Origin of the sequence: Micromonospora humi, from assembly GCF_900090105.1 — a bacterium.
Taxonomy (GTDB): Bacteria; Actinomycetota; Actinomycetes; order Mycobacteriales; family Micromonosporaceae; genus Micromonospora; species Micromonospora humi.
Window position 1 is genome coordinate 206,978 of sequence record NZ_FMDM01000008.1, and the last position, 11,731, is coordinate 218,708.

Genomic DNA, 11,731 nt, shown 5'->3' on the forward strand with positions numbered 1-11,731 from the left:
TGGTGGGCATGGAGCGCATCGAGTTCCGCACTGTTGAGCAGGACTGTGGACTCGGTGGGCTGCACCCGTCGCTGGTGCCGTACCTCAACGGCGTGTCCCTGCCTGATCTGGTTGGCAGGATCGAGCTGCCGTTCGCGCGCCGTGCGGGAACGCCTGCCCTCGCGGGCAGCTATGCGGGCTTGCTGTCGAGCGAGGTGTGGTGGCCGAGCCGGCACCACCTCGGCGACCCTGTCCTCAGTTGGTTCGGCGACGGCGGCACCGTCCTGCTCGGATGCGCCTGCGGCGACTGGGGCTGCTGGCCGCTGACCGCAACTGTCACGGTGGGGCAGGATACCGTCACGTAGTCCGGCTATCGCACGTCATCGCGACTGGGACTACCGTGAGCTGCGAGAGATCACGTTCGGTCGCGATCAGTACGAACAGGCGTTGCGCGCGACAGCCCTCACTCATGATCCCGGCGAATCACGGATTCGGCCCTCCGGCGGCCCGGGTGATCAGGCCCTTCTCGTAGTCGACCACCACCGCCTGCGCCCGGCCGCGTGGCCCGAGCGATCAGCCCGCGTCCGCCAAGCGGCTCCGGCGGAGCGCTGACGTCATCCGGTCGGTCATCCGCGTTCGCCCATCGGCGAGCGCGTGGAACCGGTCCGCCACGCGTGCCGATCGCCCGTACGTCCGGGTTTTCCGCCAGGTCGGACCGTGCCCGCAGGCTCACGGCGCGTGTGGCGGCGTGGCCTTCTGCGGGTGGATGGTCTCGTGGCGGGCCAGCATGGCGACGAACTCGCCGATCTTCCGGGCCCGGGTCTCCGCCCGCTTGACGGCGTTCAGCCGGTAGGTGAGCGCGAACCGGTTGGCCTTGGTGAGCACGTCGAACATGGCCTGGGCGGCGGGCTCGGCGGCGATGGCGGCGAGCAGGTCGGCCGGGACCTCGGCCTCCGACGGAGGGGCGTAGGCGGCCGCCCAACGACCGTCCGCCTTCGCGGCCTCCACGGCGGCGCGGCCCGCCGGCTGCATCCGCCCCTGCTCCTCCAGCCGGGCCACGTTGGCGACGTTGCGCTGCGACCAGGAACTGCGGGCACGGCGCGGGGTGAACCGGATCCAGGAGGACTCGTCATCCCGCCGGCGGGCCTGCCCGTCGATCCAGCCGAAGCACAGCGCCTCGTCGACCGCCTGTTGCCAGGTCAGCGTCGTCACGGTGCCGCCCTTCCTGGTCAGGGCCAGCCACACGCCGGGTGAGGTGGCATGGTGGGTCGACAACCAGGCACGCAGCTCGTCGGCGTCCCTGACGACCAACTCGTCCAGCTCGGCGCTCGGCATGACGGAAGGCTAACCGGTCGGTATGACACCCGAGATCACCGCGGAGCTGGTCGGGAATCTGCTCCGCGACCAGCATCCCGACCTCGCCGGCCGCCCGATCCGGCTGGCCGCACGCGGATGGGACAACCAGATGTGGCGGCTCGGCGACGACCTGGCCGTCCGGCTTCCCTGGGCGACGGGGCCCGCGGGCGCGCTGCTGCTGCGCAAGGAGCACCGTTGGGTGCCCCGGCTCGCCCCACGCCTGCCGCTGCCGGTACCCGTGCCGCAACGGCTCGGCGAGCCTTCCGCGCGGTTCCCGCACCCGTGGCTCGTCACGACCTGGATCCCGGGTACGCCCGCCGAGCGCGCACCGGTCACCCGGGGCACCGACGCGGCCACCTCGCTGGCCGCCTTCCTGTCCGCGCTGCACCGGCCCGCCCCCGCCGACGCGCCGACCAGCCCGAGCCGCGGCGGGCCACTGGCCGAACAGGAGGAGGGCTTCACCGGGGCGCTCATCGACGCCACCGCGCGAGGGCTGGTGGACGACCCGGGTGCCGTCCGTGCCGTCTGGCGCGACGCGGTCACCGCGCCGCCGTGGAGCGGCCCGGCGCTGTGGCTGCACGCCGACCTGCACCCGGCCAACGTGCTGGTCGCCGACGGCACGATCCGCGGTGTGATCGACTTCGGCGATCTCTGCGTGGGTGACCCGGCGTACGACCTGGCAGCGGCGTGGCTGCTGCTGCCGGGCGGCGCCGTCGACGACTTCCACGCGGCCTACCGACCGGCGCCGGACGCCGCCACCGTACGCCGGGCCCGTGGCTGGGCGGCGGCGCGTGCCCTCGGTGGCATCCTCATCGGCGACAACGGCGTCCACGGGCGACCGGGCGGCAAGGCCACCTGGGGGCCGCCCGCTGACGCCGCGTTGCGACGCCTGATCGCCACGATCCGCTGACGGGTGTCGTACCCGGATGCGACGCTGCGGTGATGGCGACGTTCGTGCTGATCCACGGTGGAGGCGGCAGCGCCTGGGACTGGCACCTGCTGGTTCCGGAGCTGGCCGCCCTCGGCCACGACGTGGTGGTGCCGGAGCTGCCGATCGGGGACAGGTCGGCCGGCTTCACCGAGTTCTGCCGGGCGGTCGTCGACGCGGTCGGCGACCGGCGTGATCTCGTGGTGGTCGGTCAGTCGTACGGCGCGTTCACCGCGCCGCTGATCGCCGGGATGCTGCCGGTCCGGCTGCTCGTCCTGCTCACCCCGATGGTCCCGCGGCCAGGGGAGCGGCCCGGCGACTGGTGGGTCAACACCGGCTACCGGGGTGTGGACGGGCTCACCGAGGAACAGCAGTTCTACAACGGCGTGCCGGCCGAGGTGGTTGCCGAGGCCGCGGCCAACGTCCGGGAGCAGGTCAGCGCCGAGGGCGACGAGCGCTGGCCCCTCGACGCCTGGCCGGACGTGCCGACGCGGGTGCTCATCGCCGGCGCGGACCAGTTCTTTCCGGTGGACTTCCTGCGCCGGGTGACCGAGGAACGGCTCGGCGTCACGCCGGACGAGATCGACGGCGGCCACTCGGTGGCGCTCAGCCACCCGAAGCAGCTCGCCGACCGGCTGTCCGGCTACCTGCGGTCCTGAGGCCGAGGGTTCACCGGTCGTTCGTTCTTCACGCCGGGCGCCGATCGGGTGCCGGCCCGGTGCCGGCCGACCGGCGACCACCGTGCGAGGCGACCAACGCGTCAGCCACGGCGTCGGCGTCGGCGTCGGCGATGTCGGCGGGGTATTCGGGCAGCAGGTCGTCCCAGACGACCAGCCAGGACCCGAAGAGCTGCGCCTGACCCGCGGGCCGGGCGAAGAACCACACGTGCAGATGGGCGGCGCCGTCACCGAAGCGATAGACGTGGGCTCTCGAGATGTGCGCGAGCGCCTGCACGTGGCGGACGATGCGCGTGGTCAGCAACCCCAGCTCCGCGGCGAGATCATCGGGAAGATCCGCCAGGTCGTGGTGGTCACGCGGATAGAGCATCAGCACGAGCGGCACGCCCACGCCGGCCACCCGGGCCAACCGCCAGTTGTCGTTGAACCAGATCCCCTCGTCGCGCTCGCGGCACATTCCGCAGTCCGCCGGATCCTCGCCGTGCCGCGCCGCCTCGGGCAGCACCGGCGGGCGCAACGGCGCGACGCGCAGCCCGTCCTGCTCGAACGGGCTGATGTCCCATCCGGTCATCCGTGCCAGCGGCAGTCGACGCTCGCCGTCCGCGACGGTCAGCGCGTGCTCGTGAAACTGATCGGGGGAGAGGGCCACCGCGCAAGGGTAGACCAGGCGGCATCCTACCGGGACGGTGCGATCGCCGGGCATCGTTGATCATGGCAGGATGACGAAACCCGCCGCGTACTCGTTGGCCGTTCCGCCGCTGTTCGCCGCGCTGGCCCCGGCCCGCAACATCCTCGTCGCGGGCGCGGGCGGCGGGTTCGACGTGTACGCGGGCCTGCCGCTGGCGCTCGCCCTGTGGCACGGCGGCGCGCGGGTGCACCTGGCCAGTCTCTCCTTCTCCGAGCTGGAACTGCTCGACCGCGACGCCTGGGTGGCCGAGCACGTCGCGGCGATCGAGCCGGGCACCACCAGCCCGGACTGGTACTTCCCCGAGGGCACGCTGGCGCGCTGGCTGGCCGCGCACGATCTGCCCTCGACCGTGTACGCGCTTCCGCCGCTCGGGGTCCAGCCGCTGCGGGAGGCGTACCGGCACCTGGTCGACCGGCTGGACATCGACGCGATCGTGCTGGTCGACGGCGGCACCGACGTGCTGCTCCGCGGCGACGAGAGCGACCTCGGCACCCCCGCGGAGGACATCGCCAGCCTGGCCGCCGTCGCCGCGCTGGACGTCCCGGTCAAGCTGGTGACCAGTCTCGGGTTCGGCATCGACGCCCACGACGGCGTCAACCACGTCGAGGTGCTGGAGAGCCTCGCCGCGCTCGACCGGGACGGCGGCTACCTCGGCGCGCTGTCCATTCCCGGCGCCGGCCGGGAGGCCACGCTCTACCGCGACGCCGTCGCCGACGCCCAGGCCGCCACCCCCGACCGGCCGAGCCTCGTCCAGGGGCAGATCGCCGCCGCCACCGGCGGGGCGTTCGGAGACGTACGGTTCAGCCGGCGCACCGGCCGGGGTGACCTGTTCGTCAACCCGCTCATGGCGATCTACTTCACCGTGGACCTGGACAAGCTGGCCGCCCGCTGCCTCTACCTGGACCGGATCGAGAACACGGTCGGCCGGCGGCAGGTCGTCAGCCGCATCGCGGCGTTCCGCGAGGAGTTGGGCCGGGCCCGCATCCCGCGCGCCTACCCGCACTGAACGCACGGGCGCCTGGCCGGATCGGGTGCGCCAGGGGCACAATGACCGGGTCGCGTGTGGCCCGAGGGAACGAGGCAGGCCGTGGACCAGTTCGCCGTGGTGGTCGGCGCCGGCTCGCTCCGATCGAGCGCGGCCGACGCGGTCCGGTTCCCGCACCGCTGGACACCGGAGGGCGTGACGGTCACCGCCGACTTCACCGGTGCCCACCTCCTGCACGTCGCGGCCGCGGGCTGCGTGCTCAACGACGTCTACCGAGAGGCCGGCGAACTGGGCATCCGCATCGACGGCGTGCGGGTCACCGCCTCGGGCGGCTTCGACCCGCAGACGTGGGCGTCCACCGGCATCACCTACCAGGTCGAGCTTCGCTCACCCGCGTCCGCCGACGAGCGGGACCGGTTGCTGCAGCGGGTCGACGAGGTGGCCGAGATCCCGCGCGCCCTCCGCGCCGGGGCCCCGGTGCGCCGGCGCTGACCCGTAAGGTCGCGGCATGACGACGGACCAGGTCCGGCGGGCGTACGCGTCCGTGGCGGACCTCTACATCGAGCTGTTCGGCACGAGCGGCCAGGTCCACGCCGACGACCTCGCGTTCATCCGGCGGCACCTGGCCGGCCGGCCCGGCCCGGTGCTCGACCTGGGCTGCGGGCCGGGCCACCTGACCGACTTCCTCCGCTCGTGCGGCGCCGACGCCACGGGCTTCGACATCGTGACCGAGTTCGTCGCCCACGCGCGGGCCACCCACCCGGGCGGTCGCTACGTGCTCGGGTCGATGCGTGACCTCGCCGTCGCCACCGGACGCGTCGCCGGCATCCTGGCGTGGGCTTCGGTGATCCACCTGCCGCCGCCCGACCTCGACGGGGTGCTCGCCGAGTTCCGGCGGGTGACCGCGCCGGACGCGGTCGTGGTGTTCGGCATCTTCGTCGGTGACGAGGTCACCGCGTTCGACCACAAGGTCACCACCGCCTACCGCTGGCCGGTCGACGAGTTCTCCGCCCGGCTGGCGCGGGCCGGGTTCGCCGAGGTCGAGCGCCTGCACCGGCCCTGCGACGACACCCGCCGGCCGCATGCCGCGGTCGCGGCGGTCAGGACGGCCGGCTGAGCCGGTCGACGGGGGCGGAAAACGATCGCCGCGCGGGCGGGGCCGTGTCATCGTGGCCGGATGCCCCAACCGATCTTGCGCAGCGCGCGCCTGTTGCTGGTTCCGCTGGCCGACCGGCACCTCGAACTGGAGGTACGGCTCGACTCCGACGCCGAGGTGCTCCGCTACCTGTTCAGCCGTCCGCACCCCAGGGACGTGGTGGTGGACTACCACGCCCGGCGGATGGCCCAGGCCGCCAAGGTCGACGGTCTGGGCTTCTGGATGGCGTTCGGGTCCGGCGACTGCGGGCGGGAGTCGATCGTGCCCGCGAGCGAGGACGAGGGCGAGTTCGTCGGGCTCATGATGCTCCCGCCGGCGCACGGACCCGACCAGCCCGACGATCCGACCGTCGCGGAACTGGGCTACCGCCTCGTCCGTCGGCACTGGCGCAAGGGCCTCGCCAGCGAGGCGTCCCGCTGCCTGCTGCGGCACGCCTTCGACACCGTCGGGCAGCGTCGCGTGATCGCGCAGACCATGACCGTGAACGTCGGCTCGCGCGGCGTCATGGAGGCCGTCGGCATGCGGTACGTGCGCACCTACTTCCCCGAGTGGGACGAGCCCCTGCCGGGCGCGGAGCAGGGCGAGGTCGAGTACGAGATGACCCGGGAGATGTGGCGGGCCCGCTGACGCGTCACCGGGTGTCGTCGGGTTCGCGCAACGCCGCCGACGCGGTCGCCCGCACGGTCGCGTCGGTGTCCTCGCTCAACCCGGCGAGCAGCGGACGGCCGGCGGGCCAGCGCCGCAGCCCGGTGGCGAGGACGCCGGCGACGGCCGCCCGCACCCACCAGTCCGGGTCGTCCACCCGGGACCGCAGCGCGTCCAGCGGCACCCCGAGCAGGCCGAGGCCACGGACCGCCCCGGCCCGCACCGCCGATTCGGGGTCGGCGAGGAGCGCGCGCAGCGCGGTCGAGGTGTACGGGCCGCCCGATGCCCAAACCTCCGCTCGGCGGCGCCCCCGACTCGGATGCGCGCTCCTCCTACCGTGAGGACATGCAGTGGATTCTGCTCGTGGGCGCGGTCACGGCCGCGCTCACCGTGGGCATCACCGTGCGGGCGGTTCAGCGCAGACGCCGCCGTCCGCGGACGGTCGAGGAGACGGCATCTGCCGCCCGTCGAGCCATGCGCGAGCTCCGTCGTAGCTCGCCGCGCCCCGGCCGCGACATCTTTGAGCGAGGGCCGGGCGTTCCCGACCGGCACTCCGCCGCCATCCTGGAGAACGTCACGTACGGCGACGCGGCGAGCTTCGACTCCGGAGGCGGGGGAGACGGGGGCGGGGGAACATACTGACTGCCCGGCGTGGCGAGTACGACGGGCCTGAGCGGGTTCCGGTGTGGTGGGGACGGTCGGTCAGGCGCGGGACGGCAGTGGTGCGGCCGGGCGGATCGCGGTGAACCCGTCGTGTCGCTCCCGGGTCGCGGCCAGCAGTAGCACCCACTCATCGCAGCCCTGCCAGGGAAAGAGATCGGCGGCGCCGCCCCGGACGGTGCGGGGCCCATCGCCACCCCGTGGGCGTGCGTCCGTCGGCGCGCCAGCGAACCCGGGCAACCAGGCGTCGGCGCACATTTCGTTCGCCGAGCCCATTGCCGCCAGCCCGAACGCGTTCTCCAGGGCGGCGGTACGTCGCTCGTCGGCGAAGTCGTCGAGCAGGTGCTCCTCGCCGGGCTTGTCGTCGCCGTGGAAGGTCAGCGTGGTGGTGCCGGCGCGAGCGGCGTACTCCCACTCCGCCTCGCTGGGCAGCCGGAACGGCAGCGCGTCGAGCAGTTCGTCCAGCTCAGCCTCGACCCGGGCGGTGCCGGAGTCCGCGTCGGCGTACTCGTCCTCATAGTCGGGAAGGAAGTGCCGGACCTGCGCGACCGTGAGCGGGTGCCGGGCGAGCAGGAACGGTTCGACCCGTACCTCGCGTACCGGCTGGGCGTCCTTCGCCGCCTCGAAGAACGGCTCGACGGTGTCCTCGACCCCGCCGCTGCGCTCGATCGCGCGTACCGCCGCCACCTCAGCCTCGGACAGACCCATCCGGAAGGAGCCACGGGGCACCTCGCGGAAGACCACGCCCGACGGGATGTGTCGCCACGCCGGCCGGCCCGCGACATTCTCCTGCGCCCACATGGCGCGAGACCCTAGCAGCCGAGGCGTCGCCCGGGCAGCAGGAGCGGCGTGGCCAGCAGGCATACGCCGGAGACGGTGATCGCGGCCAGCGGGCCGACCAGGGTGGCGAGCACGCCCCACAGCACCGTCAGCGCGGCCTGGGTGAGCCGGCCGCCGACACTCCACGCGGCGAGCACCCGGGCGGCCCGGTCCGGAGGAGCCCGGCGCAGGCGTTCGGTGGCGAGGAGCGGGTTGAACACGCCCATGCAGGTGATCAGCAGGGCCTCCACCACCAGCACGACGACCAGCCCGGTGACACCGGGCCGGAGGAGCGCGAGACCGAGCGGGAAAACCGAGCGCAGCCAGCCGGACACGGCCATGACCCGGGGCAGGCCGTACCGCCGCACCAGGCGGGGGGAGAGGCGGGCCCCGGCGAATCCGCCCAGCGCCGGCAGGCCGAACGCGAGCCCGTACTGCCAGGCCGGGAAGCCGTACTCACCCAGCAGCAGGACGGCCAGCAGCGGCACGGTGGCCGTGATCAGGCCGTTGACCAGCACCGAGTTGAGGAACAGGCGCGTCAGCGCAGGGTCCTGGCGGATGAACCGCCAGCCGGCGAGCACATCGGCGCCGCGCGTCCCACCGGCCCGGGGCGCCGCCACGTCGCCGCCGCGGATGCGGCGCACCGCCGCGGCGGAGAGCAGGTAGCTCACCGCGTCGGCCGCGACGGTGACGACCGGACCGAGCAGCCCGACCAGCGCGCCGCCGAGCGGCGGGCCGGCCGCCGTCGCCACCCAGGCCGTGCCCTCGAACCGCCCGTTGGCGACCAGCAGTTTGTCGCCGCTCACGAGATGCTTCAGGTACGCACCGGACGCGGCGGTGAACGCGATGCCCGCGCTCCCGGAGACCACCGCGACGGCCAGGAGTTGACCGTAGGAGAGCAACCCCAGGGCGTACGCGACCGGCACGCTCGCCATCGCGGCGAACCGCACCAGGTCCATGGCGATCATCACCGGGCGCTTGCGCCGGTGCTCGACCCACGGGCCGAGCGGGAGCGCGACGACCGCCGCGACGGCCAACCCGGCCGCCTCCAGCAGCGACACCGCGAACGCCGACGCGTGCAGCACCCGCACCGCGAGCAGCGGGAACGCGCCGAACGCGAACCACGTGCCGTAGGTGCTGACCGCGTAGGCCGACCACAGCCAGCCGAAACCGGCCCCCAGTTTCTCCCGCACCCCCGCATCAGAGCGGCCGGCGGCGCGCGGGATCAAACAACCGCCGGCCGGCGAGCCACAACCGGCGGTTGGGCGGCCCTAGGGTGGGCCGGTGGACACCGAGGCAGTGCGATCGTTCGTCCGGGCGGCCGAGTTGGGTCAGTTGCGACACGTGGCCGACGAGTTGGGCGTCACCCAGCAGGCCGTCTCGAAGCGCGTCGCCGCCCTGGAGCGGGAGCTGGCCGTCCGCCTGTTCGTCCGTACCGCCCGGGGGGTCGACCTGACGCTCGACGGCCAGGCGTTCCTCCCGCACGCCCGCGGCGTCGTCGCGCACGCCGACCGCGCGGTGGCCGCGGTCCGGCCGGGCACCCGGGCCCCGCGCGTCGACGTGCTCGGCCTGCGCAGCGCGCAGGCCGTCCTGCTGCACGACTACTGGCGCGCACACCCCGGCGTCGACCTCGACGTGGTGACGCTGCGGGTGGACGACCCGCACCTGGTGGCCGCCGCCGTGCGCGGCGGCGACCTCGACGCCGCCTTCCGCACCGTCACCGATCCGGCCACCCTGCCGCCCGACGTCCGGATGGTCCACGCGTTCGACTCGCCGCTGGAACTCCTCGTCGGCCCCCGGCACCCGCTCGCCGCCGCCCGCACGCTGACCCCGATCGAGCTGCGCGGGCACCGGATCTGGGTGCCGGGCATCGTGGCCGGCAGCGAATGGTCGGAGTTCTACGACCAGCTCACCGCCGCGTTCGACCTGCGCATCGACGCCACCGGCCCGAACTTCGGCACCGAGGTCCTCCTCGACGCGCTGGCCGGCGCCGCCGACCTGGCCACAGTCGTCGGCGCGCGCGACCGCTACCTCTGGCCCGTCGGGCACGACCTGCGGCGCATCCCGATCGTCAACCCGACGCTCGCGTACCCGATCTCGCTCATGCTGCCGGCGGCGGGCCCGCACCCGGCGCTCCGGGCGGTCATCGACCACTTCGCCGGCCTGCCGCCGCTCGCCGGGCCGGTCTGGCGGCCGTCCTGGCCACGGTTCACGCCGGCGGCGGCTCGGAGGTGATCCGCGCCAGGGTGCGCCGGCCCATCCGGCTCATCGGCGGATTCGACTCCCGGTAGTACCAGACCAGGCCCATCGCCTGCTGGAACGCCCACGCCCGGCCGCGTTCCCATTCCAGGTCGTCACAGCCCAGGCGCCGGCGCAGTGCCGTACGCGGCCCGGAATCCAGCAGGTGCCAGGCGCCGACCAGGTCGAGGGCCGGGTCGGCCGGCCCCAGCCCGCCCACGTCGAGCACCCCGGCCAGCCGCCAGTCGCTGACCAGGACGTTGCCCGGTATCAGGTCGGTGTGGTTCATCAGGTCCGGCGTCGCGCCCCGGGGCAGCTCCCGCATCGCCGTCCAGAACCGGCGCAGCAACGGCACGTCCAGCAGCGGCTCGCTGTGCCGCAGGCAGGTCTGCACCCAGTCGTCGTGCGTCCACAGATCACCGCCGCGACCCTGGCCGGCGAACGTGCGTCCCCCGGTGTCGATGGCCCGCACGTCGGTGACGAACTCGGCCAGGTCGTCGGCGAACGCGTACGAGCCGCACGGGTCCCGGTCGGTCGCCACCACACCGGGCAGCCAGGTCTGCACCGACCAGGGCAGGGGATAGCCGGCGCCGGGTCCGCCGACCGCGACCGGCTCGGGGGTGGGGAAGCGGGTACGCCCCGACAGCTCACGCGCCGCGTCCGCCTCGCGTTCCAGCCACCGTCGCGCCGTCTCGGGCTCCTGCGGTTGCCGCGGGAACCGCGCGGTCAGCCGGTCGCCCAGCCGGAAGATGGCGTTGACGGTGCCGTGCCCGCGCACCGATCGGACCGGCAGGTCCCGCCACTCGGGGAACTGCGCGTCCACCAGTTCCCGCACCGTCTCCGGCGAGACGGTCAGCTCTCCCTCGTGCATCGGCATGCCCGGCAGCATCGTCACCCCGGGGTGGACCCGCAACCGGATTGCCGCGACGACGGCTAGTGTGCGGCCGTGGACGATCCCGGCTGGCTCGACGACACGCGGGCCTCCTACGACACGGTGGCGGAGAGCTACGCCGACCTGCTGCGCGACGCGCTCGCCGACGAACCGTTCCAGCGGGGCCTCCTCGCGCTCTTCGCCGAGCTGGTGCGGGCCCGGGGGAGCGGGCCGGTGGCCGACGTCGGCTGCGGGCCGGGGCGGATCACCGGACACCTGCACGGCCTCGGTCTGGACGCGTTCGGCGTCGACCTGTCCCCGGCGATGATCGAGGTGGCCCGACGCGACCACCCCGGCCTGCGGTTCGAGGTGGGCACCATGACCCGCCTCGACCTCGCCGACGAGTCCCTCACCGGGCTGCTCGCCTGGTTCTCGCTCATCCACGTCCCGGACGCCGAGGTGCCCGCCGTCCTCGCCGAGTTCCACCGCGTGCTGCGCCCGGGCGGCGTCGTGCTGCTCGGGTTCCACGCCGGCGACGGCAGTCGACTCAAGACCGAGGGGTACGGCGGTCATCCGATGCGCGTCCACGTGCACCGCCGCCCGCCGCAGCGGGTCGCGGCCGGGCTGGCGGCGGCCGGGTTCACCGTGCAGGCCGAGATGGCGCACCATCCCGCCCCGGGTGTCGAGGGCGGATTCGTCTTCGCCCACCGCTGAGCGCGATACGGTGCC

16 protein-coding genes are annotated in these 11,731 nt (G+C 73.9%); 10 read left to right on the forward strand and 6 right to left on the reverse strand.

All coding sequences use genetic code 11. The features are described from left to right. The first annotated feature begins 8 nt into the window (after positions 1–8). Entirely contained in the window at positions 9–344 is a 336-nt protein-coding gene (locus GA0070213_RS17345) for a hypothetical protein (RefSeq protein WP_139128689.1), read from the forward strand. A gap of 364 nt (positions 345–708) precedes the next feature. Here GA0070213_RS17345 and GA0070213_RS17350 read toward each other — a convergent pair whose 3' ends face one another. After that, positions 709–1,314 (reverse strand): YdeI/OmpD-associated family protein, encoded by a 606-nt coding sequence (locus tag GA0070213_RS17350; RefSeq protein ID WP_091064854.1) that lies wholly within the window; start codon positions 1,312–1,314, stop codon positions 709–711. Positions 1,315–1,336: 22 nt separating this feature from the next. Between GA0070213_RS17350 and GA0070213_RS17355 the strand changes: the two genes are divergently transcribed. Together GA0070213_RS17355 and GA0070213_RS17360 are read left to right on the forward strand one after the other, a co-directional pair. Then, a complete protein-coding gene (locus GA0070213_RS17355) occupies positions 1,337–2,245 on the forward strand; it encodes an aminoglycoside phosphotransferase family protein (protein WP_091064858.1) in 909 nt (302 codons plus the stop codon). Positions 2,246–2,277: 32 nt separating this feature from the next. Continuing rightward, on the forward strand, positions 2,278–2,922 hold the full coding sequence (locus tag GA0070213_RS17360; protein WP_091064862.1) for an alpha/beta fold hydrolase: 645 nt from the start codon (positions 2,278–2,280) through the stop codon (positions 2,920–2,922). 28 nt (positions 2,923–2,950) lie between these two features. Here the strand turns inward: GA0070213_RS17360 and GA0070213_RS17365 are convergent, their stop codons facing one another. Continuing rightward, the gene (locus GA0070213_RS17365; RefSeq protein WP_091064866.1) at positions 2,951–3,589 is read right to left on the reverse strand and encodes an HIT family protein; all 639 of its coding nucleotides are present in this window, start codon (positions 3,587–3,589) and stop codon (positions 2,951–2,953) included. A gap of 70 nt (positions 3,590–3,659) precedes the next feature. Here GA0070213_RS17365 and GA0070213_RS17370 point away from each other — a divergent pair, with 70 nt between their 5' ends. From GA0070213_RS17370 to GA0070213_RS17385, 4 genes are all read left to right on the forward strand, one after another. After that, a complete protein-coding gene (locus GA0070213_RS17370; protein ID WP_091064870.1) occupies positions 3,660–4,634 on the forward strand; it encodes a DUF1152 domain-containing protein in 975 nt (324 codons plus the stop codon). Between the two features lie 81 nt (positions 4,635–4,715). After that, positions 4,716–5,105, forward strand: coding sequence for an OsmC family protein (locus GA0070213_RS17375; protein ID WP_091064874.1), 390 nt, complete (start codon positions 4,716–4,718; stop codon positions 5,103–5,105). A 16-nt stretch (positions 5,106–5,121) separates the two neighbouring features. Next, entirely contained in the window at positions 5,122–5,730 is a 609-nt protein-coding gene (locus GA0070213_RS17380) for a class I SAM-dependent DNA methyltransferase (protein ID WP_091064878.1), read from the forward strand. 60 nt (positions 5,731–5,790) lie between these two features. Next, entirely contained in the window at positions 5,791–6,396 is a 606-nt protein-coding gene (locus GA0070213_RS17385; RefSeq protein WP_091064882.1) for a GNAT family N-acetyltransferase, read from the forward strand. Between the two features lie 4 nt (positions 6,397–6,400). Here the strand turns inward: GA0070213_RS17385 and GA0070213_RS17390 are convergent, their stop codons facing one another. Continuing rightward, positions 6,401–6,637, reverse strand: coding sequence for a HEAT repeat domain-containing protein (locus tag GA0070213_RS17390; RefSeq protein WP_175441380.1), 237 nt, complete (start codon positions 6,635–6,637; stop codon positions 6,401–6,403). 122 nt (positions 6,638–6,759) lie between these two features. On the opposite strand from GA0070213_RS17390, the gene GA0070213_RS17395 reads away from it, so the two are divergent. After that, entirely contained in the window at positions 6,760–7,056 is a 297-nt protein-coding gene (locus GA0070213_RS17395; RefSeq protein WP_091065272.1) for a hypothetical protein, read from the forward strand. A gap of 60 nt (positions 7,057–7,116) precedes the next feature. Here GA0070213_RS17395 and GA0070213_RS17400 read toward each other — a convergent pair whose 3' ends face one another. Further along, the gene (locus GA0070213_RS17400) at positions 7,117–7,875 is read right to left on the reverse strand and encodes a formylglycine-generating enzyme family protein (RefSeq protein WP_091064890.1); all 759 of its coding nucleotides are present in this window, start codon (positions 7,873–7,875) and stop codon (positions 7,117–7,119) included. An 11-nt stretch (positions 7,876–7,886) separates the two neighbouring features. Beyond that, positions 7,887–9,086: an MFS transporter gene (locus GA0070213_RS17405; RefSeq protein ID WP_091064894.1), complete on the reverse strand. Its 1,200-nt coding sequence runs from the start codon at positions 9,084–9,086 to the stop codon at positions 7,887–7,889. Positions 9,087–9,177: 91 nt separating this feature from the next. Here GA0070213_RS17405 and GA0070213_RS17410 point away from each other — a divergent pair, with 91 nt between their 5' ends. Beyond that, complete coding sequence (locus tag GA0070213_RS17410) at positions 9,178–10,128, forward strand: LysR family transcriptional regulator (protein ID WP_175441381.1); 951 nt, start codon at positions 9,178–9,180, stop codon at positions 10,126–10,128. On the opposite strand, the gene GA0070213_RS17415 is transcribed toward GA0070213_RS17410, so the two are convergent. Beyond that, positions 10,103–11,008 carry an aminoglycoside phosphotransferase family protein gene (locus GA0070213_RS17415; RefSeq protein WP_245716436.1) on the reverse strand — a complete coding sequence of 302 codons (906 nt, stop codon included), beginning with the start codon at positions 11,006–11,008 and terminating at the stop codon, positions 10,103–10,105. The two genes, GA0070213_RS17410 and GA0070213_RS17415, sit on opposite strands and share 26 nt — an antisense overlap. Before the next feature lie 69 nt (positions 11,009–11,077). Between GA0070213_RS17415 and GA0070213_RS17420 the strand changes: the two genes are divergently transcribed. Continuing rightward, on the forward strand, positions 11,078–11,716 hold the full coding sequence (locus GA0070213_RS17420; RefSeq protein WP_091064897.1) for a class I SAM-dependent DNA methyltransferase: 639 nt from the start codon (positions 11,078–11,080) through the stop codon (positions 11,714–11,716). Positions 11,717–11,731 lie beyond the last annotated feature (15 nt).

Bases quoted from the DNA above. Each gene is read 5' to 3' on its own strand.
- GA0070213_RS17400 (WP_091064890.1), bottom strand. From the start codon at position 7,875: ATGTGGGCGCAGGAGAATGTCGCGGGCCGGCCGGCGTGGCGACACATC.
- GA0070213_RS17385 (WP_091064882.1), top strand. From the start codon at position 5,791: ATGCCCCAACCGATCTTGCGCAGCGCGCGCCTGTTGCTGGTTCCGCTG.
- GA0070213_RS17355 (WP_091064858.1), top strand. From the start codon at position 1,337: ATGACACCCGAGATCACCGCGGAGCTGGTCGGGAATCTGCTCCGCGAC.
- GA0070213_RS17395 (WP_091065272.1), top strand. From the start codon at position 6,760: ATGCAGTGGATTCTGCTCGTGGGCGCGGTCACGGCCGCGCTCACCGTG.
- GA0070213_RS17360 (WP_091064862.1), top strand. From the start codon at position 2,278: ATGGCGACGTTCGTGCTGATCCACGGTGGAGGCGGCAGCGCCTGGGAC.
- GA0070213_RS17380 (WP_091064878.1), top strand. From the start codon at position 5,122: ATGACGACGGACCAGGTCCGGCGGGCGTACGCGTCCGTGGCGGACCTC.
- GA0070213_RS17350 (WP_091064854.1), bottom strand. From the start codon at position 1,314: ATGCCGAGCGCCGAGCTGGACGAGTTGGTCGTCAGGGACGCCGACGAG.
- GA0070213_RS17415 (WP_245716436.1), bottom strand. From the start codon at position 11,008: ATGCCGATGCACGAGGGAGAGCTGACCGTCTCGCCGGAGACGGTGCGG.
- GA0070213_RS17370 (WP_091064870.1), top strand. From the start codon at position 3,660: ATGACGAAACCCGCCGCGTACTCGTTGGCCGTTCCGCCGCTGTTCGCC.
- GA0070213_RS17345 (WP_139128689.1), top strand. From the start codon at position 9: ATGGAGCGCATCGAGTTCCGCACTGTTGAGCAGGACTGTGGACTCGGT.